General features: G+C 72.7%; 21 protein-coding genes and 1 pseudogene. 11 read left to right on the top strand and 11 right to left on the bottom strand.

Translation table 11 applies throughout. The features are described from left to right. Positions 1-127: 127 nt before the first annotated feature. Both ACIQD7_RS06990 and ACIQD7_RS06985 read left to right on the top strand, forming a co-directional pair. Complete coding sequence (locus ACIQD7_RS06990; RefSeq protein ID WP_402440200.1) at positions 128-544, top strand: hypothetical protein; 417 nt, start codon at positions 128-130, stop codon at positions 542-544. Beyond that, entirely contained in the window at positions 436-1,602 is a 1,167-nt protein-coding gene (locus ACIQD7_RS06985; RefSeq protein ID WP_402441366.1) for a protein kinase, read from the top strand. The genes ACIQD7_RS06990 and ACIQD7_RS06985 overlap by 109 nt, the downstream gene beginning before the upstream one ends. Before the next feature lie 115 nt (positions 1,603-1,717). Here ACIQD7_RS06985 and ACIQD7_RS06980 read toward each other — a convergent pair. Beyond that, a pseudogene (locus ACIQD7_RS06980) lies at positions 1,718-2,056 on the bottom strand (TetR/AcrR family transcriptional regulator C-terminal domain-containing protein); the annotation flags it as partial. A 412-nt stretch (positions 2,057-2,468) separates the two neighbouring features. On the opposite strand from ACIQD7_RS06980, the gene ACIQD7_RS06975 reads away from it, so the two are divergent. Beyond that, positions 2,469-2,618 (top strand): hypothetical protein, encoded by a 150-nt coding sequence (locus ACIQD7_RS06975; protein WP_158718995.1) that lies wholly within the window; start codon positions 2,469-2,471, stop codon positions 2,616-2,618. A gap of 747 nt (positions 2,619-3,365) precedes the next feature. Here ACIQD7_RS06975 and ACIQD7_RS06970 read toward each other — a convergent pair. Continuing rightward, entirely contained in the window at positions 3,366-3,872 is a 507-nt protein-coding gene (locus tag ACIQD7_RS06970; protein ID WP_402440196.1) for a DinB family protein, read from the bottom strand. A gap of 442 nt (positions 3,873-4,314) precedes the next feature. Between ACIQD7_RS06970 and ACIQD7_RS06965 the strand changes: the two genes are divergently transcribed. Both ACIQD7_RS06965 and ACIQD7_RS06960 read left to right on the top strand, forming a co-directional pair. Next, the gene (locus ACIQD7_RS06965) at positions 4,315-5,022 is read left to right on the top strand and encodes a peptidase inhibitor family I36 protein (protein ID WP_402440193.1); all 708 of its coding nucleotides are present in this window, start codon (positions 4,315-4,317) and stop codon (positions 5,020-5,022) included. Next, positions 5,019-6,614, top strand: a complete 1,596-nt coding sequence (locus ACIQD7_RS06960) for a phosphodiester glycosidase family protein (protein ID WP_402440190.1) — start codon at positions 5,019-5,021, stop codon at positions 6,612-6,614. The genes ACIQD7_RS06965 and ACIQD7_RS06960 overlap by 4 nt, the downstream gene beginning before the upstream one ends. Positions 6,615-7,275: 661 nt before the next feature. Here ACIQD7_RS06960 and ACIQD7_RS06955 read toward each other — a convergent pair. Beyond that, positions 7,276-7,824, bottom strand: coding sequence for an RNA polymerase sigma factor (locus tag ACIQD7_RS06955; protein WP_402440187.1), 549 nt, complete (start codon positions 7,822-7,824; stop codon positions 7,276-7,278). A 714-nt stretch (positions 7,825-8,538) separates the two neighbouring features. On the opposite strand from ACIQD7_RS06955, the gene ACIQD7_RS06950 reads away from it, so the two are divergent. From ACIQD7_RS06950 to ACIQD7_RS06930, 5 genes are all read left to right on the top strand, one after another. Further along, the gene (locus ACIQD7_RS06950) at positions 8,539-8,874 is read left to right on the top strand and encodes a hypothetical protein (RefSeq protein WP_402440184.1); all 336 of its coding nucleotides are present in this window, start codon (positions 8,539-8,541) and stop codon (positions 8,872-8,874) included. A 668-nt stretch (positions 8,875-9,542) separates the two neighbouring features. Beyond that, positions 9,543-10,586, top strand: coding sequence for an acyl-CoA dehydrogenase (locus ACIQD7_RS06945; RefSeq protein WP_402440181.1), 1,044 nt, complete (start codon positions 9,543-9,545; stop codon positions 10,584-10,586). Beyond that, complete coding sequence (locus ACIQD7_RS06940; protein WP_402440178.1) at positions 10,579-11,388, top strand: PIG-L deacetylase family protein; 810 nt, start codon at positions 10,579-10,581, stop codon at positions 11,386-11,388. Before ACIQD7_RS06945 ends, ACIQD7_RS06940 begins: the two co-directional genes overlap by 8 nt. Further along, the gene (locus tag ACIQD7_RS06935; RefSeq protein ID WP_402440175.1) at positions 11,385-12,038 is read left to right on the top strand and encodes a class I SAM-dependent methyltransferase; all 654 of its coding nucleotides are present in this window, start codon (positions 11,385-11,387) and stop codon (positions 12,036-12,038) included. Before ACIQD7_RS06940 ends, ACIQD7_RS06935 begins: the two co-directional genes overlap by 4 nt. After that, positions 12,035-12,769, top strand: a complete 735-nt coding sequence (locus ACIQD7_RS06930) for a glycosyltransferase (protein WP_402440172.1) — start codon at positions 12,035-12,037, stop codon at positions 12,767-12,769. The genes ACIQD7_RS06935 and ACIQD7_RS06930 overlap by 4 nt, the downstream gene beginning before the upstream one ends. A gap of 282 nt (positions 12,770-13,051) precedes the next feature. On the opposite strand, the gene ACIQD7_RS06925 is transcribed toward ACIQD7_RS06930, so the two are convergent. The 6 genes from ACIQD7_RS06925 to ACIQD7_RS06900 form a co-directional block, all read right to left on the bottom strand. After that, entirely contained in the window at positions 13,052-15,268 is a 2,217-nt protein-coding gene (locus tag ACIQD7_RS06925; RefSeq protein WP_402440170.1) for a GAF domain-containing SpoIIE family protein phosphatase, read from the bottom strand. After that, positions 15,265-15,675: an STAS domain-containing protein gene (locus ACIQD7_RS06920; RefSeq protein ID WP_402440167.1), complete on the bottom strand. Its 411-nt coding sequence runs from the start codon at positions 15,673-15,675 to the stop codon at positions 15,265-15,267. Before ACIQD7_RS06920 ends, ACIQD7_RS06925 begins: the two co-directional genes overlap by 4 nt. A 187-nt stretch (positions 15,676-15,862) precedes the next feature. Further along, complete coding sequence (locus ACIQD7_RS06915; protein WP_402440164.1) at positions 15,863-16,144, bottom strand: STAS domain-containing protein; 282 nt, start codon at positions 16,142-16,144, stop codon at positions 15,863-15,865. Continuing rightward, positions 16,144-20,256 (bottom strand): SpoIIE family protein phosphatase, encoded by a 4,113-nt coding sequence (locus ACIQD7_RS06910; RefSeq protein WP_402441365.1) that lies wholly within the window; start codon positions 20,254-20,256, stop codon positions 16,144-16,146. The genes ACIQD7_RS06915 and ACIQD7_RS06910 overlap by 1 nt, the downstream gene beginning before the upstream one ends. Positions 20,257-20,698: 442 nt before the next feature. Further along, entirely contained in the window at positions 20,699-21,310 is a 612-nt protein-coding gene (locus tag ACIQD7_RS06905; protein WP_402440161.1) for a transposase, read from the bottom strand. 203 nt (positions 21,311-21,513) lie between these two features. After that, complete coding sequence (locus ACIQD7_RS06900) at positions 21,514-22,215, bottom strand: TetR/AcrR family transcriptional regulator (protein ID WP_402440158.1); 702 nt, start codon at positions 22,213-22,215, stop codon at positions 21,514-21,516. 116 nt (positions 22,216-22,331) lie between these two features. Here ACIQD7_RS06900 and ACIQD7_RS06895 point away from each other — a divergent pair, with 116 nt between their 5' ends. Next, a complete protein-coding gene (locus ACIQD7_RS06895; protein WP_402440156.1) occupies positions 22,332-23,543 on the top strand; it encodes a saccharopine dehydrogenase family protein in 1,212 nt (403 codons plus the stop codon). A 106-nt stretch (positions 23,544-23,649) separates the two neighbouring features. On the opposite strand, the gene ACIQD7_RS06890 is transcribed toward ACIQD7_RS06895, so the two are convergent. Then, positions 23,650-23,919, bottom strand: coding sequence for a GlsB/YeaQ/YmgE family stress response membrane protein (locus ACIQD7_RS06890; RefSeq protein ID WP_121828594.1), 270 nt, complete (start codon positions 23,917-23,919; stop codon positions 23,650-23,652). Positions 23,920-24,613: 694 nt separating this feature from the next. Further along, positions 24,614-24,901: a hypothetical protein gene (locus ACIQD7_RS06885; RefSeq protein WP_402440152.1), complete on the bottom strand. Its 288-nt coding sequence runs from the start codon at positions 24,899-24,901 to the stop codon at positions 24,614-24,616. Positions 24,902-25,696: the final 795 nt, after the last annotated feature.

Here is a 25,696-nt window from a genome sequence, read left to right as displayed (position 1 = left end):
GCGGGCCGGCGGGCCGCACCCGCACGTACGGCGGCGGCGACTACGACGCCGTGGCCGCGGAACAGCACGCCGGTTCGGTTCCGCGAGCGGCCCCCGTCCGGTGCCTCCGTCGTTACAGTACGGCGGTGTGAACCCACTGCAGGCCGGTCAGGCCCCTTCGCACATAGGCGGCTACGCACTCGTCGGCCGCCTCGGAGCCGGCGGCATGGGCCAGGTGTATTTGGCCCGGTCGGCGCGGGGCGAGCTGGTGGCGGTCAAGGTGATCCGCGAGGAGATCGTGGGACACCCGGAGGCCCTGCCCCGGTTCCGGCGCGAGGTCGCCACCGTCCGGACGATCCGTGACGCCCGCACCGCACGCCTGGTCGACGCGTCGCTGGACGAACCGCCGTACTGGCTGGCCACCGAGTACGTGCCGGGCCCACGCTCCGTCAGGCGATCGGCGCGGAAGGCCCCTTCCCGGCGGTACGGGTCCGGGCACTGGGCGCGGAGCTGGCCCGCGCCCTGGCGGGCGTCCACGCGCACGGCGTCACCCATCGGGACCTGAAACCGCAGAACGTGATCCTGGGGCCCGACGGCCCGCGGCTGATCGACTTCGGCATCGCCCGGGGCGCGGACGACACCCGGCTCACCGCGACCGGCACGGCGCCCGGCACCCCCGGCTTCACCGCACCGGAGGTCCTGCTGCGCAACGAGGTCTCTCCCGCGGCCGACGTGTTCGCGCTCGGGGCGACGATGGCGTACGCGCTGACCGGACGGCCCCCTTTCGGCGGCGGCGCCGCCGAGGCGGTCTCCTACCGGGCCGTCCACGAGGACATCGACCTCCGGGGAGCGGCCGGCGACGACCCGGAACTCCTCGCTCTGGTGCGGGCCTGCGTGGCCAAGGACCCGGCCGCACGCCCGGCACCGGCCCACGTCGCCGCCCGCTGCGAAGCCCCGGGCGACACCCTGCCCCAGACCCTGCCCGAAGGGGCGCCGCGACGGCGTTTCCCCCTGAGGAGGGCGATGGCCACGGCGCTCCTGACGGCGGTGGTCGCCACCGCCGGCGTCACCACGACCCGGTGGTGGGCGCGGAACGGCGGCGAGGACGGCGCTCGGGCCCAGGAGCCCGGCGGCGGGACGACGGGTACGAGTGCGGGGGGCTGGACCCTGGAGGGGAGCCGGAGCCTGGACATCGGCCCGGACCCGGCGCGGGACGGCGCCGCCGAAGACGTGCGCTGGAAGATCTCCGCCGACACCGAGGAGGCGCGGATGGGGATCGGGAACTGCGATCGTCCGCCCCAAGGACCCGCTCGCGGCTCGACGTCGACGTCCGTCTCGTACCGCAGTGGCGCGAGGACGGCGGACGTACGGTTGTCGGCGGAGGGCGCCGGGCCGTACCGGGTGGTGGTGGGCGTCAAACCGCCGGGGACCGAAGGATTCGGTCACACGTCCGCACCGGTGCGCGTCGCCTCGGAACGCACGGCACTCGCCTACCCCGCCGACTTCGCCGGGGCACCGGCGGTGACGGCGGCCGGCGACTGGACCGTCGTCGTCTACCACGCCGAGAGCGACGACCGAAGCCGCTGGCGCCGCCTGGGCTGCACCGGCTTCCACGCTCGCTGACGGCCCGCACGGTATTGCTTCCGGGACCTTCACGACCGGGGGACACCCGTGCCGATCGACAAGATCGTGTGACGAACTCCGACCCGCAAGGACCGCCCCGGGCGTGACGGTCGGCTCAGTCCGTCCGGAGCGTTGCCGCCGCGCTGTCGAGCAGCATCTCCAGGGCGGTCGGGTAGGCGCTGTGGTTCATGCGGGCCACCAGCAGGGGTGCGGTGGCCGCGATGTGCGGGTGGGTGTCGGGGGAGAGGCGGGCGTAGGTGGCGTGCCAGACCTCCTCGTCGGCGGCGCGGGCCGCGGGGGGCAGGGCGAGGCCGGCGGCGTCGAGAGCGGCGAAGGCGAGGGTCTGGTCGATGAAGGCCTGGTAGATGCGGACGGCGTCGGGATCGGAAAGGCCCGTGGCGCGCAGGATGCCCAGGACGGCCTCGTCGGTGGCGATCTCGTTCGCCCGGCCGGCGGTCACGCGTCGCGTCCGACGACGGAGGCGACGCGCAGCACACCGACGATGTGGTGACGCGCGTACGCCGACCACGCTCAGCGCGGTCATCGGGGCTTTCTGTTCGGCACGTACTCCCCGCACGGACAGGTGCCGCTCGGCGTGAACTCACCGGCAGGGAAGTCGTCTCCCGTGCATCCTCCAGTGCCGTCCCTGTGGTCGTAACTCTGGTGCTTGCAGGTGCGGCACCACTCCTTGGGCGCTCCGATGACGAGCATCGGGAGGAGGGACATGAGCAGGAGTCCTGCGAACGCGCCTATGACGACGAGGAATTGCATCAGGGGGTCAACCTCCGATCCTTGCGGTTAAGTTGACGGCAGAGCCCATTGTGCGCCCTGCGGGTCGCCGAGACGTGGTCAAGGAGGCGGGCGTGGTGGTCACCGTATTGCTGGCAGTCGTCATACCGGTCGGTCTGCTGGCGCTGGGCACGGGCGCCTACCTGCTGTGGGTCCGCTTCGGGACGGAGGAGCCGTGGCGGCATGGCGGTGGAGGGGACTCCGGTGACACCTGGGGCGGTGCCTAGGGTCGGTCCGGCGGATCGTGCGACCGTTTCGCTTCCGGCTCGTCGGCATGTTCACGGGCAGGGAGATCCCGCAAACGCGGAGCGGGCCCGTTTGAAGCCGGGCCTTGGCCCGGACCACTTCCCGGATCCGTCCGGCCGGGTCGGTCCGGCAGCCGCTGCGGATACCGCGCAGCAACGGCCCCCGCCCGAGGCGGGCGGCGAGTCCCGGCACGTCCGCACTGCCCACGGTCACCATGGTCATGGCCACGTCGGCAGCCGGATCACCAGCGCCCGCATTGCACCGGTCGATCACCACCGGGCCCCGCCGGGTCAGAACGACGTCGCCTGGACGCAGGTCCAGGCGCAGCACCCGGTCACCGTCCGCCGTGCCGAACCGCCCGGGCGGCCACTCCGGCGCCGGCAGCGCATGCAGCCGGTCGTGCAGGCGGCCCAGCTCACGGCCGGGAGCACCCACCCGCCACGGGCGCCGGGCCAGGACATCCAGCATCGTCGGCCCGGCCGGCCGCTCAAGAACCATGTCCGTGTCGGTGATCTCGTACACCCGCGCCACCGGACACCCACATGCCGCAAGGTGCGTCATCAAGCGTGGCTCCAGACCGGCGGGCCCCCGTACCGGTACCGCCGCGGCACCCTGGACCCATCCAGGGCACACATCGGCATCCCGGCCCTGCGCGATCAACTCCATGGGGCGCAGTCCGCATCGACGGCTCAGACCTCGCCAACGGGGTGAACGTCGCCGGACAGGCCCTAGCAGCCGGTCGTGCCGTCGAGCATCTCGCGCAGGATGTCCAGGTGGCCGTTGTGGCGGGCGGTCTCCTCGGTGAGGTGGAGGAGGATCCAGCGCAGGTCGACGTGGAGGCCGTTGCGGATGGTTCTTCGGGATCGCTCGTCCAGGTCGTTCCCGGCGATCAGTTCGCGGTAGCGGGCGCTCTGTTCGGCGTATTCGTCGAGCAGTTGCGTGAGCGGGAAGTCGACGGCGATCCGCATCTCGCGGTCGGGGTCCTCGTCGGTCATGGGGGCCCGGTCCTCCTCGCCGAGGAAGACCACCTGGAACCAGTAGTACTCGACCCAGCGGAGGTGGTTGATCACTCCGCTCACGGTCATCAGCGGTGAACCCGGCAGGAGCGCCTTGCGGGCGTTCTCCGCGGAGACGCCTTCGCACTTGGCACGGGCGGTGTCCCGTGCGTAGTCGAGGAACGTGGTGAGCTGGGTGCGCTCGTCCCACGCGGGCGGTGTGTCGTCGATTCTCGTCATCGGGCGAAGCGTCCCCGATCACCGCAACCCGTGTCGAGGGATTTGTCGACGGCCCCAACCTGCCGCACCCGGCTCCTTGTCCGGCGGGTCGGTACGGCGATCCCGCGCCGGTGGGCCACCCGGCACGATTCACCGGACAGACCCTCGTCGCACGGTTCGACGGAAAGCCCCTCGCACCCGGGGCAGACCCGTTGAGTCCTGCGCATCGCTCATTGACGAAGCCACTTGTCCCGGGTACCCGAGCGAACGACAATGTGCCTGTTCACACGGCCCGCGCCGCGCCTCGCTGCCGATGTCGTCCCTTCGCCGGCCGCGTACGCGCAGTTCCCGCCGCGCGCTGCGACCACACGCCGCGTGCCGCTCACCGCGGTGCGGCTGGGTCCGTCACGGGTCCTGCCGGACCTGGCTCGTGCGAACGCCTCGCAACCCACGTAGGAGAATCTTGAAGATCACCACACTGCGCGCCGTCCTGACGGCGAGCGTCCTGGCGCTGTTCGGATCGGCGCTGGTGGCCTGGCCCGCGAGTGCCGCCGGCTACGAAGCCTGTCCGACCGCCTCCCTCTGCCTCTACAGTGCCGCTGACGGCGTCAGCGACGAGGGCGACGCGGTGCACGCGTACGGAGTGACCGCGAACGCCGATGCCCAGTCCTACGGCGCGTGGAGCGACCGCGCCGAGTCCCTGTACAACAACTCGCCCTACTGGGCCTGCCTCTATGCCGAGTCCCGCTCCGGAGGTGAGGTGAAGGCCGTGGCGCCCGGGGCCAAGGGCAATCTGGCGGCCCTCGCCCCGAACCTCGGCGGCAAGGTGAACTCGCACAAGCTGGCCCCCTCGCAGGGCCACTGCTTCACCGGGTTCGAGCGCTGCGCCGACGACACACTGTGTCTCTTTCAGGAGCCGTCCGGCCGGGGCCGGACGACCGGCGTCACCCAGGACTACCGCGCCTACCACCCCGACGTCTGGGCCAACCAGGTCGAGTCGGTCGTGAACCGCACCGAGAAGACGGCGTGCTTCTACACCAAGCACCTCGACCGGCTCACCGCGGCGGACCGGCCCTTCCGCGTGCTGCCGGGCGACGCGACCTCGATCAGCGGGAGCCACGCCAACACCTTCAACTCCCACCGGTTCAGCGCCGAGGAGGACTGCTCGTGAACACGGTCCGCCGCCGCACCGCCGGGAGCGGCACCCGCCGTACCGCGCTGGCCGGCGTCACCGCCCTGGCGACCGCCCTGCTCGCCGTGACCCTTCCCGGCCCCCTCGCCGCCGTCGCCACCACGGCCGCCCCGCCGCTGGCCGGCTGGGAAGCGATCACCGACGCGGACGGCGACAAGGTCCTCGCCCCCGGCGTCGAGCACTTCCGCTACCGGGAGACCACCCCGCCGCCGGGCGACCTCCGCCACGGAAAGCCGCGCCGCGAACTCAACGTCCTGCGCATCGACCCCGCCGGGGGCGCCCTGCGGATCGAGAGCTCGTACGGACGTGCCGCCGGCGACGCCGAGATCGTCCGCGACCAGCTCAACCGCAACAAGAACCTCCCCGTCGCCGGGATCAACGGCAGCTTCTTCTCTCCCGAGGGCCGTCACGCCCAGGCCGCCGCGGGGGAGGAGGAATCGGTGCAGAGCTACGGCGCGACGGTCCGGGACGGGGTCCTGCTGGGCGCGGCCTGCAACCCCGACAAGGCCGGCCGCCGGTCCCTCGTCCTCCAGTACGGCATCCCGTACATCACGGAGGTGTCGACGAGCATGGCCGTCACCAGCGACCGGGCCCCGGCGGCCGGGGGACCCGTCCGGCAGGTCGTCGACGACGTCAACCGCAACCCCGGCGGCGCACTGGCCTGCCCGCGCGACGAGACGGACGGGGTCGGCGACAAGGACCCCGACGACCCGAACGACGCGGAGGGGCGCAAGTACACCGACTCCGAGGGCCGGTCGATGACCGTCTACCAGGACCCGACGGAGTTCGTGCTCTTCAACGACCGGTACGGGATGAAGACCCCGAAGCCGGACCTGAACCCCGCGATCGGCTCGGACAACTCCGAGGGCTTCGAGGTCGTCATCGAGCCGGACGGCAGTCTGACCCGGCCCTCGACCTGGAGCACCGTCCGCGGCGGCAAGGACGTTCCCAAGGGCAAGCACGTCCTCCAGGTCGTCGGTACGCAGCCGACCGCGTGGCTGAAGGAGATGTACGCCGCGGGTGCCAAGCTCACGCTGGAGCAGAAGGTCACCGACACGTTCGACGGCCGTGACATACCGCTCGACGAGTCCGTGGACATCGTCTCGGGCGGGCACCGCCTGATCATGAACGGGGTGAACAAGTTCCCGGGCAACCGTGACGCCCAGGGCAACCCGACGTCGTGCGCGCGCCTGGTGAGCCAGGGCGAGCAGATCATCTGCAAGGACTCCCGGACGGTCGTGGGCGTGGACGACCGGGGCCGCACCGTACTCGCGACCCTCACCGGCCCCCGCGACGAGAACCCCGTGACGGGCGAGGCCGACATCACGGTCTACGACGGCGGTTTCTTCGCGGACGTCACCAGGCCGCTGACGCAGCTGGGCGTGATGGACGCGATCAACCTGGACGGCGGCGGCTCCACCACCCTCCTCATCCGCCAGAAGAACGACAACCCGGCCGACACGGCGGCGAACTACCGCCGCTACAGCGGCCTGACGGACCTCAAACACCGCCCGGTCTTCGACACCGTGTACGTCGGCCTCGGCGGAGAGGTCGTCACCCCGGGCGGCTGAAGCCCCCCGTCTTCCGCCCCTTCCGTTGCACGGAGAAGCGCGCAGCCCTCATCGGATCACCGGTGGGGGCTTTCACCGCGCGGCCTCACCGCCGCGGAGCCCCGTGTTCACGCCCCGCACGGCCCGGCACCGTCGGCGTCGCCCGCGTGAAGGCCGGGCACGGGCCCGCTCCTCGAACCCCGGCGACGGCGCCGCTCTCCGCGCGATCCAGGCGTGCCCCGGCGACCGCCCAGGCCTTCAGCGCCGTGACGAACTCGCCCGCACGCCCGGGCCCGGAACGCCTCCGGGCGGCCGTTCCCGCCTCCTCCGGCGCCGGCGGGTCCGAGCGAGCGGCGCGCAAGAAGAAGGCCCGCGGTCTGTTCGGCCGCCACCGGCAACCGGCACGGGGCCCGGCGACCGCAAGACGGCCAGGAGCCGGTTCCTGCGGACCGGCCGGCACGTCCTGTACGACCCGCGCCCCGGCGACCCCGCCCACCGGGTCCAGGAGGGCGACGGCGCGCGCTGTGTCCGGTCGTGGCAGGAAACCCCGACCGGGAGACCGCCCGGCGCTTCACCCGCGAAATCGACGAGATGGCGCAAAACCGTCACACGCGGCACGGACCGGTCCCGCGAGACCTCGACCCGAACGGGAGCGCACTGAGCGGCACCGTCCCCGCCCTGCTCACACGGACAAGGACGCGGACGCGACAGCGGGGTGGCGCGTCAGGCGCCGCAGGGCGCGCCGCGCGTGGCTCTTGACCGTGCCCAGCGGCATCCCGAGCTGGGCCGCGACCTCCTGATGGCTGTATCCGTGGTGATAGACCAGGTGGAGCACCTGGCGCTGAGAGGGCGGCAGCGAACGCAGGAGCCCGTCGGCGTGCAGGCGTCCGGCGACCTCCTGCGCCATGGCGTCCTCGACGTACTCCGGAAGGGTGCGTTCGGCAAGCCGCTGCTGGCGGGCCTGCCGACGGTAGTGCGCATCGAGAGCATCATGAATCTTGTGACTGGTAATACCGAACAGCCAGGCCCTGACCGTGCCACGACCCGTACGGTAGGTGTCCCGGGACTGCCAGGCGGCAATGAAGACCTGCTGGACGACATCTTCCGCCTCGTGCTCGTCCCGCAACCGCCCCCGCGCCCACACCCGCACCTCCGGACGCCAGCGGGCGTAGAAAACGCTGAAGTCCTCACCATCACCCATGCACGGCCGCCTGTCGTCGTCCCGGATCATCGATGATCGGCTACCCCGAACGAAACGAAGCACCAGCGCGCCGGTGACCCCACGGTCGCTCCGCCGGGCGGAATCCGCCGGGACGCCGGGCCGCGGGTGGAGGACACGGCCGCCCCGGCCGCATGGGGCGACGGCGCGTGATGCCCGGCTCCGACTCCGGTTCTTCGGCACACAGGCCGCCTTCCCGACCCCGGGGCCTGTGGCACCGGACTGCCGGAGGGGCGGGCCGCCCGGGCAGCGACCGCAGTCACCGGCGAGCACGATCAAGGGGCCGACGTCCTCGGCGCCGACCCCGGACCGCTGCCCGTCACCAGCCCGGCATTCACTTCGAACACATGCATCGGTCCACGGTGTCACCGCCCTTACGGGCCGGCGCGCCCGAGCCGGTAAGGGGGACGCGCCCGCCGCACTCTCCCGCGCTCTCCCCACTGCCGGTTCCCCCGGCCGGCGGGGAGCGTGTCGGGCCGTGGAAACACCCCTTCCGGCCCGCGCCGGTGACCGTGTGACCTGCACCGCTTCACGCGTGAGGGCAGGTGTGGGACGCTGAAGGGACACGAGACCGGCCGGCGCCACGGGCGTCGGCCTTTGGGATACGGGAATCGCCCCCACTCCGGGCACCCGGATCCCGCCATCGTCGTCCACCCCTCCTCCCTCGCGGATTCGGGGCGTTTCGTCTGTGGGCTCATCAACCCCCGGGAAGGGGGCGCGCCCCGCATGAACATCACCACCACGATCACCGACGCCACCGCTCGCATCACCCCGTACGGGGAGATCGACCTCGACACCCTGCCCTCGCTCCGCGCGGCCGTGGACCGGCTGCCTCCCTGCGTGACCGGCCTGCTGTGGGACCTGGAGCACCTGTCCTTCACCGATGTCGCCGGCCTGCGCCTGCTCTTCGCGCCCGTCCCGCACCGCCGGACGACGGTGACCGGACTGCGGGACCAGCCCTTGCAGCTCCTCATGGTGGCCGCCGACCTTTTCCCCACGACCTACGACCTGGCGCGGCTGATCCCCGACACCCCCGCCGGCCTGATGAGCCGCAGGCCCTGACTCCGCACCGAGGCCGGACTCCTCCCGACCGGACGGCCTCGGCCCCGCACCGCCTGACGCGAAGCGCACCAGCGGTGCCTCAACGCTCCCCGACCCCTCTCGGCGATGCCTCTCTTCTGGTCCAGGAACAGGCGTGTGGGCGGCGGGACGGCGGGCGGGTCGGGTCCTGTTCCCGTCTCGTCCCGGGACGTCCGGCCCTCGTGGCCCGGCGTGCTTCCCGCGCGGCGGCCGCGCGCCTGGGGGCACTCGGTCTGCGGTGGTGCGAAGGAACCGTGTTGAAGCGACGTCGGCACCTGCGAGGTCTGGGCGGACGGCGGCGGCCGCCGGCACCTGGTCGAGCACGCCGCCCCCTCGGCATCGACGTGGAAATCACCGCCCGCACCCCCGGAACCGGGGATTCACCCCGATCCCGTGAGCCCCGAATCCTGCGCGGCGCGGGCCGGTCGGTGGCTCCGTAAGCCTTGCCGGCCCGCCACCGGTGCGCTCCGGGAGGACGGTGGGACACGGAACGTCGATCGCATCCGAATGGCGGTGGACCGACTCCGACTGTCGCAGAAGTGCTGTCGGCCGTCCCGCACGGCCGGTGACCCGTCATGGGCGCGCGAGCGGACCATCAAGATGGTGTGTTCGTGATGCATGAGAACGGACTTCGGGTGTACCCGTAGGTCATGGTGACCTCTCTGACATCCCAGAACTCCGGCCGGATCCCGGACTCGGTCGAAGCGGCGGGGCGCGTCGCCGCCGAGCGCTTCGCCCGATGGGTGGAAGACGGAGCCGGGCGGTTGCCGCTGCCCGGCTCGGGCGGGACGGGGGAACGATTCACAGCGCTGCAGTCGCTCGGCCGGGCAGACCTCTCGCTCGCTCGGCTGGCAGAAGGACACGCGGACGCCACGGCCATCCTGCACGAGCTCGGCGCACCCGCGCCGGCGGTGGGAGAACGCTGGGGGGTGTGGGCGGCCCGGCCGCCCGGGACCACTTTGCGTGCCCGTCCGGACGGAAACGGCGGCTGGCTGCTCGACGGGCTGAAGGGGTACTGCTCCGGTGCACACACCTGCACGCACGCTCTGGTCACCGCTGACACCGACGACGGCCACCGGCTGTTCGCCGTCGCGACCGACCACCCGGGCTACGCCCCGGTCGCCGGCACGTGGCGCGCGGTCGGCATGGCGGGGAGCGACACCCCGGACGTCCGGTTCACGGCGGTGCCGGCACGGGCGACGGGCGGCGTGGACGCGTACCTGCGGCGCCCCGGCTTCGCCCACGGCGGAGTGGGAGTCGCCGCGTGCTGGCTGGGCGGCGCCCGGGGCGTCGCCGACGCGCTGTTCGCGGCGGCACGTCACCGCGTGCAGGACCCGCTGGTGGCGGCCCACCTGGGCGCCGTGGACGTCCTGCTGCACAGTGCGCAGTGGGCGATCGACGTCGCTGCCTCCGAGATCGACGCCGATCCGTTGGAGGACGGGCCGCCCGCCCGGCTGCGCGCGGCCCGGGTGCGCGCCCTGGTGGCCGACGTCTGTGCGCGCGTACTGGACGAGGTCGGCCGGGCGCTCGGTGCGGGGCCGCTGTGCCACGACTCCGAACATGCCCAGCGGGTCGCCGACCTCACCGTCTACATCCGCCAGCACCATGCCGAACGCGATCTCGCCGCGCTGGGCCGTCTGGTGACGGAGGAGACGACGGACGCGGTCGGCGCGAAGGAGGGGACCGATGGCTGAGCAGCCCGCCACCGGTCCTTCCCCCGCGCACTCTGCCGACCGGCGACGGGCCGCCGACGCCATCGATGCCGCGGGCACCTCCGAGGAGGTCTGGGCCGCATGGGCCGCGCGGGAACGTCGGTCCGAGGCGGTACCGCCCGACGGACCGGTGCTCGTGGTGGCGGCCCACCCCGACGACGAGGTCCTCGGATTCGGAGGAACCGCCGGCCGGCTGGCGGCGGAGGGACGGCAAGTGCACGTGCTGACCGTGACGGACGGGGAGGCCTCCCATCCCGGAAGCCGGGTGTTGCCTCCGCCCGAACTGGCTCGCGTACGACGGGGCGAACTGGCCGAGGCGCTGGACGTGCTCGGTCTCGGCTCCGCTTCCCGGCACCGGATGGGCATCGCGGACACGCGCGTCGACGAAGCGGAGGATCTGGTCGCCGCGCGGGTGGAGGAGTTGGTGCGGCAGACGGGCGCGGGGCTGTGCGTGGCTCCGTGGAGCGGCGACCTGCACGCCGACCACGAGGCGACGGGCCGGGCCGCGGGGAAGGCCGCGGCGACGGCGGCCGTTCCCCTGTGGGAGTACCCCGTGTGGATGTGGCACTGGGCCGCTCCCGGTGACGCACGCGTGCCCTGGGACCGCCTGCGCCGCCTGCCGCTGACCACGGAGCTGCTGAGCCGCAAGAAGGCCGCCGTCCGGTGCTTCCGCACGCAGATCGCTCCGCTCGCCGACCACCCGGGCGTGGTGTTGCCGCCGGACGAACTCGACCACCACCAACGCCTCTTCGAGGCCGTCTTCGTCGAAGGAGACACCGCATGAAGGACGCGGACCCACCGGTGCGCGACACCGGTTCCTCCACGCCGGGAGGCTACTTCGCCCGCATGTACGCGGACGCGTCCGATCCCTGGGACCTGGCGAACCGCTGGTACGAGCGGCGCAAGTACGCGCTGACCCTGGCCGCCCTGCCCCGGCGCCGCTACCGCCGCGCGTTCGAACCGGGCTGTTCCGCCGGAGTGCTCACGGGGATGCTGGCCGAACGGTGCGACGAGGTGGTGGCGGCGGACCGGGTGGAACGAGCCGTGGAGACGGCGGCGGCGCGGAACCGCGACCATCCGCACGTCAGTGTCGAACACCTCGTCGTACCGGACCAGTGGCCCACGGGCCGCTTCGACCTCGTGGTGCTGTCCGAGCTGCTGTACTACTTCGACGACACCCAGCTGCGGAAGGTCCTGCACCGCACCGTCGCCTCCCTGGAGCCGGGGGGCTCGCTGGTGACCGTGCACTGGAACCACCCCGTACCCGAGCACCGGCTGACCGGCGAGCAGCTGCACCCGTATCTGGAGACCGTGCCCGGGCTCGTCAGCGGACCCGGCTTCGCCGATCCCGACTTCACACTCGGCACGTACACCCGGCCCCTGTCCGACGGCACCTCGCCACCTTCACCGGCCGCCGCCGAGGGCCTGGTGTGACCGCCACGATCAACGCACTGGTCGTGGCGGTACCGGCACACGACGAAGCCGCGGCCCTTCCCGCGGCGCTCGACTCGATCCACCGCGCCCGGAACCTCACCCCGCTGCCGCCCTGCACGGTCGTGGTCGCGGCGGACGCCTGCACGGACGCCACCGCGGCCACGGCGGCCCGGCACGGAGCGGACGTGGTGGAGGTCTCGCACCGCATGGCCGGTGCCTCCCGGGCCGCCGCCGTGGCCCGAGCTCTGCAGACCTGCGGAACGCGCCCCGAGGAAACCTGGATCACCACCACCGACGCCGACTGCCGAGTCCCGTCCGACTGGCTCGCCCACCACCTGCGCCACGCCCTCCAGGGATGGCAGTGCCTGCTCGGCACCGTCCGCATCGCCCCCCACCCGTCTCTCGCACCACCGGTGCGGGCGCTGCACGACGCGCACTACTTCGCCGGCCGCGACGGACCCGGCTGGGTACACCCCCACGTGCACGGAGCCAACCTCGGAATCCGCGCGGACACCTACCTGCGCGCCGGCGGCTTCCCCGCCGTGCCGTACGGAGAGGACCACGCCTTCGTCGCGGCACTGCCACCCGGCACCCGCGTACTGCGCACTGACGCCTGCCCCGTGATGACCTCCGGACGGACCACTCCGCGCGCGCCGCACGGATTCGGCGCGTTCTTGAAAGCGCTGGGCGAACTCGCCGAAGACGTCGAGACGGAAACCAGCAGCTCATGACGGACCGGTGGCGACTGCGGACACGAGCGGGCCGACGGGCGTCAGGCCGACCGCCGCGTGGTCGACGCCTTCCGCGAGGACCTCTCGGGCGCTCGTCGGTCCGTGACGGAGACGGTGCCGCCGCAGTCGCGAGCGTGCTCCTGCCCGTTGCCATGGGCGCTGGGCGACCGACGGCATCGGGCCGTTCCTTGCGGGCGCCCTGCCGGGCGATGCCCCGGACCGCTTCCCATCCGCTCGGCGGCCCTCCTCGTGCCCGGACGAGGACGGCGGTCGGGACCGGCGTCACTCCTCCGGACGGGTGGCCGTCAGCACGAGGACGGCCTGGTCGTCGTCGATGTCGTGGTCGCCGGTGAAGGCCCGTACGGCCCGGGTCAGGGTCTCGATGACGTGGTGGGGGCCGGTCCCGGGCGGGACGTCGGCCAGGGCCGCGACGAGGCGGTCCTCGCCGAACTGCTCGCCGTCGGCGTCACGGGCCTCGGTGATGCCGTCGGTGTAGAGCAGGAGGCTCTCGTCCGGCCGCAGGAGGAGGCGGTGGGCGGTGAGATGGGTCTCGGGCCCGATGCCCAGCAGGGTGCCGGGCACGTCGACGGTGCGGACGGTTCCCCGGGCGTCCAGGTGGAGGGGCATGGTGTGGCCGGCGCGGACGAGTTCGACGTCCAGACCGTGTTTCGTGGGGGTGAGGCGGCCGTGGACGAGGGTGACGAAGCCGGTGCCGTGTCCGGCGGGCCGGTTGATCAGGGCCTGGTTGACCGCCGCGACCACGGCCTCGGGGTTGGGCAGGAGGGGGGTCACGGCGCGGGCGGTGTGCCGGACCAGGGCGGTGGTGGTGGCGGCGATGGCGCCGCGCCCGCAGACGTCACCGAGCAGGAACGCCCACCGGCCCCCCTCCAGGGGGAAGACGTCGTAGAAGTCGCCGCCGATGTCGAGTCCCTCACCGGCGGGGTGGTAGTAGGTGGCCACCTCGGCGCCGGGCACCCGGGGCAGATCGGGCAGGAGGAGTCCGGCCTGCAGGTCACGGGCGAGGGCGGCGCGGTGGGTGTACTGGCGGGCGTTGCGCGCGGCCAGGGCGGCACGCCGGGTGAGTTCCTCGGCCAGGGCGACGGTGTGTCCGTCGAAGGCGTGCTCGCCGGTGGACAGCAGGGTCACGGCGCCGAACGCCGTGCCCCGGTCGAGGAGGGGGAGGCACACGTAACCGGTGACGCCCAGCTCGCGCCAGGGACCGGGCCCGGAGGGGGCGCGGCGGGCCACTTCGGTCATTCCGGAGGACAGAACGCGGGCGACGGCGTCGGTGTCGTGGACGGGGGTGTGTGAGGCGAGGAGGTCCTGCTGGTGCGGGGTGGGGGCGGCGGTGGCGACGCGGCGCACCCGGCCGCCCTCGACGACGTCGACCGTGCCCAGCGGGGCCAGTCTCGGCACGCATGCCGTGGCCAGGCGGTTCAGGGTCTGGAGGGCGTCCAGCTCGGAGGAGAGCGCGGTACTGGCGTTCAGGAGGAAGGCCAGGTCGTCGCGGGCGGCCTGTTCGCGGGCCTCCGCCGTCCTGCGTGCCTGCTCGGCCCTGTGGCGCTCGATGGCCAGGGCCGCGGTGTCGGTGAAGAGCCGGGCGAGCGCGAGGTCGGCCTCCCGCGGGGTCCGCGGGGTGCGGTGATACATCGCGAAGGTGCCCAGGAGCGAGCCGTCGCGGGCCAGGATCGGGGTGGACCAGCAGGCGGCCACGCCCGCCTTGTCGGCCAGGTCGCGGAAGTCGTCCCAGAAGGGGTCGGTGGCGATGTCGGTGACGATCACGGGCCGGCGGCGGTGCGCGGCGGTGCCGCAGGAGCCCACGCCCTCGCCGGTGGCGATGCCGTCGATGGCCCGGTTGTAGAAGTCGGGGAGGCTGGGGGCCGCGCCGTGGCGCAGGTGGCCTCCGTCCTCGTCGGCGAGCAGGACCGACACCAGCACCTCTTCGGGAGCGAGGTCCTCGATGGCGCGGGTCATGCCCTCCAGGACCTCGGGCAGGGGAGCCTGACGGGCGATCTGCTCGAGGAGCGCCCGGTGCTCGGCCGTCAACCGCTGCGCGTGCTGGACCTGGGTGGTCTCCACCCCGATCACCCTCACCCCCGTGACGTTGCCGCCGGCGTCCAGGCGGGGCTCGTAGGTGAAGTCGAAGAACGCCTCGCGCGCCTCTTCGCCCTCTCCCAGGATCACCCGGGCGTTGCGACCGACGTGGGCCTCGCCCGTGCGGTAGACCCGGTCCAGCAGACCGATGAAGCCCTGGGCGACCAGCTCCGGCATGAGCTGCCCCAGCGGCACCCCGGTGCGGGTGCGCTCCGGTCCGCCGATCGCCGCGAAGAAGGCGGGATTGGCTGCCTCCAGCATGTGTGCCGGCCCGGACAAGGAGGCGAACACGGCCATCGACTGTCCGAACAGGGCCCGCAGGTCGCCCTCCGCGCCGCTGTCGGCGGCGCGTGCCGCCGGCACCTGGGCGGACAGGGGCGTCCGCCGTCCCGAGGCTCCCGTCATCCGACGTTTTCCCCGCTCGGGCGTGCCGGTTCCTCGGTGCCGGCGGCGAGTGCGCCGCGGTCGGCCGCGTGCGCGGCCAGGGCCTCGTCCACGTCGGTGTGGAGGGAGAAGATCTGGTCGAGTCCCGTCAGGGTGAACAGGCGGTCCAGAAAGGCGGGCACCGCCGCCAGGCGCAGGGACCCGCTCTGCTCGGAGAGCTGGTTGTACAGCTTCAGCAGAGCGGTGATACCGGTGGAGTCGCAGTACGTGAGGCGGGAGCAGTCGATCACCACCGCACCCGTTTCCCCTCCCGTGCCCAGTTCCCTGTCACCGGCCTCGTACAACTGCACCGCGCTGTGGAAGTCGAGGTCCCCGCGCAGCACGAATACCACTCCTCGCGTGTCCCGTCTGACGTCTACCGCGAACACCCTCGGTTCCCTCCGTATGCGGTTCCCGGCGGGAACCCGTAGTAAAGATCAGGAAAATGATACTTTCATCCGGGTGTGCCCGGAATCCCGTTCCCGCACCGGCGCTCCACGGCCTCGTCACCGCCGGGTTCGAACCGGACTCCTGCCCCCTCTTCGGCGTGGCACACCGGGCCCTCCGGCACGGGTGTCAGTGGCGGGTGGTCAAGCCGGTCAGCCCGGAGATGGTCAGGACCGGGGCCAGGAGCGGACCGGCGACGAGTTCGAGTCGGTCGGCGTGGGAGAAGAGGACGCTCAGGCCGGCGCTGTCGAGGTAGTCGACGGCGGTCAGGTCGAGGACGAGGGGCCCCGGGGTGCTGTCGAGCGCGTCCGCGAGGCTGCTCGTATTGCTCATGTCGATCTCGCCGACCGCGGTCAACACGGCCGTGCCGTCCGCTCGTCGACCGGACGTGAGGGTCAGGGGTGTGGTCATCAGGCGATCCTTGTGTGCATGTCGACGGTGGTCCCGGTGGGGCCCTGGGTGACGGTGACCTGTTGCATCAGGGCCCGCATCAAGGCCATGCCGCGGCCGCGGTGGGCGTTGCGTTCGGGTTGGGGGACCTTCCACCGTCCGGTGTCCGTGACGGTGAGGTGCAGGTTGTCGACGGAGGCCTCGGCACGGAAGTAGACGGTGTCGCCGGGGGCGTCGCGGTGCCCGTGCTCGATGGCGTTGGCACACGCCTCGCCCGCCGCCACGAGGATGTTCTGCACGGTGCCGGGTGGCAGGTCGCACTGGTCGAGCCAGCCGCGCAGAGCCTTGCGGACGGGGGCGAGCTGGCCCGATTCCGCGGGGAAGGACATCTCCAGCGGGGCCGGGTGCCGGTAGAGCAGCAGGGCGACGTCGTCGTCGTAGCCGTCGGCGGGTGCCAGCCGGGACATGACGTCGGTGGCGAGTTCGTCGATCGCGGTGTCCCGGCCCTCCTGGAGCGCTTCGCCGGCCTGGTCGATGCCCGCGCTGAGCGGACGGCGGCGGCGTTCGACGAGTCCGTCGGTGTACAGCAGCAGGGTGGAGCGGGCCGAGATGGTGCAGTGGCCCTCGGGGCGCGGGGTGCCGGTGCGGACGGCCAGGGGGAGGGAGCGCCCGTCTTCGAGGAGCCGGGTGGTGCCGTCGGGGCGGACCAGGATGCCCGGGGGGTGTCCGGCGCTGGAATAGGTGAGTCCTCCGGTCTCGGGGTCGAGGACCCCGCAGAAGACGGTGGTGCACATCGCGCCGGGAACACCGGCGGCGAAACGGTCCAGGGCCATGAGTGCCTGGGCCGGGCCGGCGTCCTGCAGCAGCAGGGCGCGGCAGGCGCTGCGCAACTGGCCCATGACGCTGGCCGCCTCCAGGCCGCGGCCGACGCAGTCGCCGACGACGATGCCGATGCGGCCGTCGGGCAGGGTGACGGTGTCGTACCAGTCGCCGCCGACCTCCAGGGGCCGGGTGGCCGGCTCGTAGCGGACGGCGAAGCCGTCGGGCAGGTGGGACGGGCCGAGGATGGCGCGCTGCAGGGCGATGGCGGTCTCGCGCTGTTGGTCGATCTGGTGCGCGCGGGCCAGGCCCTGGGTCAGGCGTCCGGCCAGGAGGGACAGCAGGAGCTGGTCCTCGCCGGTGAAGGGGCGCTGTTCGTCCAGTTCGATCCGGAGGGCGAGCGGGCCGTCGGGGTGCTCCAGGAGGACGGCGGCCCCGCTCGGGTCGGTGACGGGGGTGAGCTCCGGCTGCCGGCACAGGTCGGTGAGCGCGTGACGGTGTTCGGCGGACAGTCCCCGCCAGGTGAGGGAGGGGTCGGTGGCGGTGAGGACGGGTTCGTCGCCGTGGCCGAAGACCACGGCCGCGACGTTCCGGGCGCGCCACACCTCCTTCAGCTCCTCCACGGCGCCGGTCATGGCGTCGGACAGGCTGGTGGCCTGGGACAGGCGGGCGCCCAGGGCGGCCAGGGCGGTCTCGCGCTGGACGGCGTAGTGCTCGGTGGTCACGTCGCGGAAGGTCCCGACGATCACGGTGCGGTCGGTGTCGGGGTCCTGGACCTGGTTGAAGGTGGCGGTCACCCACAGGCGGTGCCCGTCGCGGTGGGTGACGGGGATGGTGTAGCTGCCCCGTTCCCGGCCGGTCAGCGTGGCGAAGGCCTCGGCGACCTGACGGTGGGCCTCGGGGTGGACGGCGGCGTCCGGCCACCAGGGGTGGATCGGCCGGTAGGGGAGGTCCTCGGGGCCGTAACCGAGGATGGTGGTGAAGGAGGTGTTGATCTCGACGACCGCGCCGTCCTCGTCGCAGACGAAGAACGCCTCCTGGAGGGAGTCGACGAGGGCGGTGCGCCACCGGGCGTGGTGGTTGCGCAGCCGGGCCAGCTTCACGTTGGCCTCGACCCGGGCGAGGAGTTCGGCCGCCGCGAACGGCTTGACGAGGTAGTCGTCCGCGCCCGCCCGCAGGCCTTCGATGGAGGCCTCCTGCCCGGCGCGGGCGGACAGGAGCAGGACCGGCACCGAGGCGGTGCGCGGGTCGACGCGCAGTGCCCGGACCAGGTCCAGGCCGTTCAGGCGCGGCATCATGACGTCGCTGACCACCACGTCGGGGGCCTGCGCCCGGATGGCGTCGAGGGCCTGCCGGCCGTCGTCGACCGCGTGGACCAGGTGGCCGGCGCCGCGCAGCAGTCGGGTGAGGTACTCACGCATGTCGGCGTTGTCGTCGGCGATCAGCACCCGCGCCGGGGCCGCCGGGCGGGAGGGCCGCGCCTCGTCGCCGGTGTCCGGGGCGACGCCGAACGCGGGAACGGCCTCCTCGGTCCGTTCGCCCGGCAGCCACCGCAGGGCTTCCTGGACGAAGGGATCGGCGGCGGAGGGGGCGGTGGTGCCCGTCTCGGGTCGGACGGCGTCGGCGGGCAGGTGGGCGGAGCCGAAGGGCAGCCGGATGGTGAAGCGGGTGCCCTCCCCCTCGGTGGAGACGGCGGTGATGGTGCCGCCGTGCAGGCCGACCAGTTCCTTGACCAGGGCCAGGCCGATGCCGCTGCCCTCGCCGGAACGGGAGCGGGCGTTCTCGATGCGGTGGAACCGTTCGAACAGCCGGGGCATCTCCTCGGCGGCGACGCCGATCCCGGTGTCCACGACCGTCACGACGGCCTCGCCGCCCTCCGCGCGCACGCCCACGCGGATCATGCCGTCGAAGGTGAACTTCAGCGCGTTGCTGAGCAGGTTGAGGACCACCTTCTCCCACATGCCGCGGTCGACGTACACCGGCTCGGGCAGGGGCGCGCAGTCGACCTGGAAGTCCAGGCCGGCCTTGTCGACGGCGGACCGGAACACACTGGCCAGTTCGCCGGTGATCGCGGCCAGGTCGACCGGTTCGTAGCTCGCCCGCATCCGGCCCGCCTCGATGCGGGAGAAGTCGAGGAGCGTGTTGACCAGCTTGCCCAGCCGCAGTCCGTTGCGGTGAATGGCCCTCAGTTCCTCCCGGACGCGCGGCTCCGCGTCGGTGAGCTGCTGCTGCAGCTCCTGGACCGGTCCCATGATGAGGGTCAGGGGGGTGCGGAACTCGTGGCTGATGTTGGAGAAGAAGGTCGTCTTGGCGCGGTCGAGTTCCGCGAGCTCCTCGGCCCGGCGTTGCTGCGCCTGGTAGCTGCGGGCACTGGAGATCCCGGTGGCCACGTGTCCGGCGACCAGTTCCAGGAAGCCGCGGTAGCCCTCGTCCGGGGCGCGGTAGCGGTTCAGACCGGTCACCATGAACCCGTAGGGTGCCGCGCCCTGTTGGTGCAGGGGAACGACCAGCGCCTGCGTGGGAACCTCTTCCCACGCCCCGGAGGGCAGGTCCCGGAAGGGCTCGCCGTCCAGCGGTACCAGCAGGGCCTCCCCGCGGGTCGGGGCGTCCGTCGGCCACACGTGCGCGGAGTCCGCGGGGAGCGTCTCCGTCGCCATCGGGTGGCCGACCGGCACTCCGGTGGCGGAGGAGAGGCGGGCGGAACCGTCTTCCTGGAAGAGGTAGGTCAGGGTGAAGGGGAGGTCGTGGGGATTGCGGCCGAGCTGTTCCGCGACGAAGTCGAACATCTGGGGTTCGGTGCGGATGACGCTCGGGTCGGAACCCAGGTCGCGCAGGGTCGCCATGCGGCGCTCGCCGATGACCCGCTCGGTGTCCTCGCTGACCACGCACAACATGCCCACCACGGCGCCGTCGTCGTCGCGCAGCGGGCTGTAGGAGAAGGTGTGGTAGCTCTCCTCGGGGTAGCCGGAGCGCTCCAGGAACAGGAGCAGCGCCTCGTCCCAGGTCGCCTCGCCGCTGGCCAGGACGGTGTCGATGCGCGGACCGATGTCACCCCAGATCTCGGACCACACCTCCCTGGACGGTCGGCCCAGTGCCCAGGGGTACTTCTGCCCCAGGGTGTCGCGCCGGTAGGCGTCGTTGCAGAAGAACGTCAGTTCGGGTCCCCAGGCCATCCACATGGCGAACTTCGACGACAGCAGGATGCTCACGGCGGTCCGCAGACTCTGCGGCCAGTCCTGCGGCGGCCCCAGCGGCGTCGCCGACCAGTCCACCCGGGCGAGGTCCTCGCCGATCCCCTTGTCGGCGCCGAACACCCCGGTCACAGCCGTCGACGGTGGGGCGGACCCACCGTCCTCCCAGCGCGTCACAGGCCATCCTTTCGTTCGTCCCGGCCCCCGCGCGGAGCGCTGCCGCGGACCGCTCCCGAGAGCCGTCGAGCACCCGACACCAGGGATCCGGTACCCCGGATGAGTCGCCGGAGTCCTTCTGTACCGCCTGGGGATCCGCTGGTGCGTTCCGTAGGATAAGACAATCACACGCGTCGTAGCCGCCACGGGAGTCGACGGCGAGCGGGGAGGGGAACGGCGACCACGGGGACGGCGGAGTCGCGGCGTGCGCGGGGGCGGTGTCCGGGAAGCAGCGCAGGCCTGCCGCCCCGGCGTCGGCGCGGCCGGCCCGCCGGTCCTTCGGTCCGGGGGGCGCCCGATCCGACGGAGTCTCGGACGGCGCGGGTTCCGGCGGGAGGCGTAGGCCGTGTCACCCTCGAAGCGGTCGTGGCGGGCGCAAGGACGTCCGCCGCCAGGTCGTTCGTCCCGGCTCCGTTCGAGCACCGGGAACGTCTGCGGGCCGTCGCCCCACCGGCCGGGCGCGATCAGCGGCGTCGGCGACCGGAACCCGCCTTCGCCGGCGAGGTGGACCTCGCGGATCGGGCCGTCCCGGGAGCGTCCGGGTCCTTCGTCCGGGCCGTACTGCCGAGACGTCGATCTCCTTACGGGACTCGCGGTGTTCTCCCCGGGGCGCCGACGACATGCTGACGGGCCCGTACGGGGCCGGGTGGACGCCGACCGTGCTCCGGTCCAGTCCACCGAGGACGTCGACGCCGGCCGGGACCGCCCGGCAGATCCTCTCCCGGATCCCATCGGCGGACCGACGCCGACGCCGCTCGCAGGCGGTCTTCCCGTCGCCGCAGCGCTCGGGCGAGTCACGCCACGGCACTCCGGCGCGGACCCGAAAAGGTGTCCCGTCGGCCACCTGACGGTGGTCGCACACCGTTCGCCCCGACCTTCCCCCCCCGCGACGAGACCCGCGCCCGCCGACCGCCGCGCACCCGACGGCACCACGACGACGCCCTGACGGCGGTCGGACCATTCACGGCCGGTGGCCCGTCCGCAGCACCCCTGTCGGCGGTGGTCGCCACCGCCGGCGTCACCGCGACACGCCGGTGGGCGCGGAACGGCGGCGAGGACGGTGCCCGGGTCTCGGCACCCGGGCGGCGGAACGACCGGTACGAGCGCGGGCTGCGGGACCCCGGACCCGGCGCGGGTCGGTGCCGTCCGAGCGTGACGGTCGGCTCAGTCCGTCCGGAGCGTTGCCGCCGCGCTGTCGAGCAGCATCTCCAGGGCGGTCGGGTAGGCGCTGTGGTTCATCCGGGCCACCAGCAGGGGTGCGGTGGCCGCGATGTGCGGGTGGGTGTCGGGGGAGAGGCGGGCGTAGGTGGCGCGCCAGACCTCCTCGTCGGCGGCGCGGGCCGCGGCGGGCAGGGCGAGACCGGCGGCGTCGAGAGCGGCGAAGGCGAGGGTCTGGTCGATGAACGCCTGGTAGACGCGGACGACGTCGGGATCGGGAAGGCCCGTGGCGCGCAGGATCCCCAGGACGACCTCGTCGGTGGCGATCTCGTTCGCCCGGCCGCTGACCCGGCTGGCGGTCAGGACGGCGGCCTCCGGATGGTCGAGGTAGGCCGCGTGGATGCGGAGGCCGATGTCACGCAGGTCGCCACGCCAGTCGCCGGTGGCCCGCCAGTCCCGCATCGCCCGCCCGATCAGTTCGTCGGCGATGGCCAGCGTCAGGTCGTCGGTGCCGCGGAAGTAGCGGTACAGGGTGCTGGGATCGGCGCCGAGCGCCACGCCCAGCCGCCGCACGGTCATCCCCTCCCTGCCGTGCTCGCGCAACATGCGCAGAGCGGTCTCCACGATTAGCTTCTGGGTGAGGACGACACCCTGTTTCGTGGGTCTTCTGCGGCGCCGGTCCGTCTCCGGCACCACTTCCTTCGCCATGCGGCCCTCCCTCTCCTCCGCCACGACCTTATGCCAACACCGTTGACGATTCTCGGCCCGCCCCGTTTCATGACGCATCCAGGGCTCCGGCCTCCCCGTCGAAAGGCACCCTTGTCATGCGAGTACTTCTCGTGGGCGCGGGCGGCGTGGGCACCGCGATCACCAAGATCGCCGCCCGCCGCTCCTTCTTCGACCACATGGTCGTGGCCGACTACGACGTCTCCCGCGCCGAAGCGGCCGTGGCCGCGCTGGGCGCGGACGACACCCGATTCAGCGCCGCGCGCGTCGACGCGTCCGACCGGGAGGCGGTCACCGGCCTGCTCCGGCGGGAGCGGTGCGACGTGCTGCTCAACGCCACCGACCCGCGGTTCGTGATGCCGCTGTTCGAGGCCGCGCTGGCGGCCGGCGCGCACTACCTGGACATGGCGATGTCGCTGTCGTCCCCGCACCCGGAGCGCCCGTACGAGGAATGCGGGACCAAGCTCGGCGACGGCCAGTTCGAACGGGCCGCCGCGTGGGAGGAGGCCGGGAGAACGGCGCTCGTCGGGATCGGTGTGGAGCCCGGCCTCTCCGACGTCTTCGCCCGCTACGCCGCGGACGAGCTGTTCGACGAGATCGAGGAGATCGGCGTACGGGACGGCGCGAACCTGACGGTCGACGGCTACGACTTCGCACCGTCGTTCTCCATCTGGACGACGATCGAGGAGTGCCTGAACCCGCCGGTGATCTGGGAGAAGGACCGAGGCTGGTTCACCACCGCCCCCTTCAGCGAGCCGGAGGTCTTCGACTTCCCCGAGGGCATCGGCCCCGTCGAGTGCGTAAACGTCGAGCACGAGGAGGTCCTGCTGATCCCGCGCTGGGTGGACGCCCGGCGGGTCACCTTCAAGTACGGCCTCGGCGACGAGTTCATCGACACCCTCAAGACGCTGCACAAGCTGGGCCTGGACCGCACCGAGAAGGTGACCCTGCCGGGCGGCGCCGAGGTCTCGCCGCGCGACGTCGTCGCGGCCTGCCTGCCCGACCCGGCGACGCTCGGCGACCGTATGCACGGCAAGACGTGCGCCGGCACGTGGGTGAAGGGCACGAAGGACGGCCGGACGCGGGAGGTGTACCTCTACCACGTCGTCGACAACCAGTGGTCGATGAAGGAGTACGGCTCCCAGGCGGTGGTCTGGCAGACCGCGATCAACCCGGTCATCGCCCTGGAACTCGTCGCGAACGGCACCTGGACCGGCACCGGCGTCCTCGGCCCCGAGGCCTTCGCCCCCCGGCCCTTCCTCGACCTGCTGACCGCGTACGGGTCCCCCTGGGGAATGCGCGAGCAGTGACCCCCCGCGCGTCTTTCCGTCTCCGTGCCGTCGGAGACGGGCGCCTCGGACACGGCGAACGGCTCCGCCCCTGAAAGGAAGGGGGGAGCCGTTTCGCGGAGGCCACTCAGGCGTGTCGTCGGTTACCGGTGACGAGGCGGTAAACGGCCAGCAGGATGACGGAGCCGATGATGGCCGCGATCCAGGTGGAAAGGTCGAAGAAGCCGTCGATGGAGTCGACGCCGAATATCACCTTGCCGAGGAAGCCGCCCAGCAGACCGCCCGCGACGCCGATCAGGATCGTGATGATGACGCCGCCCGGGTCCTTGCCCGGCATGATCGCCTTCGCGATGAAACCGGCGATGAGGCCGATCAGAATCCACGCGATGATGCCCATAATGCGTCTCCTACCTGCTGATATAAGGTTTGTGTCAATACGTCGTATGCGCGCCCCGGCGCTTTCCAAACCCCCTCGTGCCCCCCGCGCGTGAAAAGCCGTGCCCGGCCCGTGCGTCGGCCTCGACGAGGAGGACGGCGGCGCCGGGACCGGATCGGGGCCGGGACTCCGCCCGCGCCTGAGACCATCTCCGCAGCCCGTACACCGACGCGTCCCGCCTTGTCTCCCGTCGACGGTTCACCCGTCGCAACGGGCGAACCTCCTTCCCGCCGCCCCTGAGCCGGATGAGGACCGGGGCGCGCGGATCACACCCGTGGGCCGGGCCCCGGCCGTGGTCACCGACGCCCCTGCCTCCACTCGCGACCGCGCCAGAGGGGCGGGCACTGCGGTGTCGCGGTCGCCGAGACGTCGGTCACCGGCGCGGGGAGGCTTGGCAGGGCCGGTACGGCGTGGAGAACACGGACCGCCGCACCGGCCGACCGGTCCTGCTCCGGTTCGATTCCCTGGGCGCAGCAGGGGGCCGGTCGCCCGGGGACTCCTCGGGCGGTTGCCCTCTTCACGCGTCCCGGCCCCTGCGCCCGGGGAACGGGAGGCGCTGATGCGGCCGTCCGCCGGATGCGTGAACCGGGGGTCCGCCGACCGGTGCCGCGCCCCCTCGCCCGGCACGTGACGTCGACGCCGCCCGTCCGCGCGTTCAGCAGGCCTCCGCAGCCGCATGGGGGAACGGCTTGGTCGGCGCCACCCGAACGCGGTGCGCCAGTCGGCGGGCGGCGTGCACACTGCGACGCGTCAGGCAGAGCTCGCCCGCCGGGACGTGGCAGGTCGGACAGGGTTCGGCGAAGGCGCCGTGCCGGAAACGACGGTGCGTCTCATAGGTGGCGTCCAGCATCGCGTCGAGCGCCGAGGGCGGAAGAGCGACGGACGCACGGGTGGCCGTGCGCACCGGCCGGTGAGGGAGGGGCAGGGCCGTGGCGGGGCTCATGACGGGCATCTCCTCGTGCGGCGCGGGTGCGAGACCGTGGCTTCTCGCACTCCGAGTGTCGGAAGGGTGGCGGTCCTCCCTCCCTACCCGCGTTGCCGCAGCTCAGACGCGGCAGATTCATTCCGCTCGGCCGATGGTCGCGTCGGCCACGCGTACGCGCCGCGGAACGCCGCGCCCGCCCGCGGCCAGGGGGTTCGACGTGGGCGAGGAGGCCGGGGACCGCGAGCGGGTCGGTCATCACCGGCGTCCGCGGCCCTTTCCTGGCCGGTCGTGTGCTCACCGCGAGCGTCGGGCACCACGACGGTGCGCGGCACCCACTGCCGTGGATGAGTCCCGACCACCGGGGAGTGCGGAAGATCCGGACGCACCAGGGCTTCACCGGGCGCCTCGTCGACCGGACGACACGGATCCCCACCGCGACCACGAGCGGCGGCCCGCACGCTCCGGGACCATGACCTGTCGGGCGGTGATCGACGTCATGTCCGTCGACCCACCCGTCGCCGACCGGCGTCCCGACCGCTCCCGCGTGTCGATCGGCGAGGTCCGGGACGCGGTCTCATGCCGTCGGAGAGCGCCGTTCGGACCTCGGGCCCGTTCCGTCCACCGGCCCGTCCCGCGCGACCGGGCCGCCCGGACGAACCTCACGCGCCGCGTGGAGAGGTGCTCTGCCGGGTGCGGCCCCTACGCCGTTCCGGCTCGGACGCGAGTGCCAAAGGTGAATCCGCAGGGTACGCCGTCCGCGCGGGGCCGGGCGCTGCCAACCTGTCGTCAGTGAGCGTCGTACGGCGGCGGCCC

Origin of the sequence: Streptomyces sp. NPDC093071, assembly GCF_044754545.1 — a bacterium.
Lineage (GTDB): Bacteria > Actinomycetota > Actinomycetes > Streptomycetales > Streptomycetaceae > Streptomyces.
This window is presented reverse-complemented; position numbering and strand designations above follow the sequence as displayed.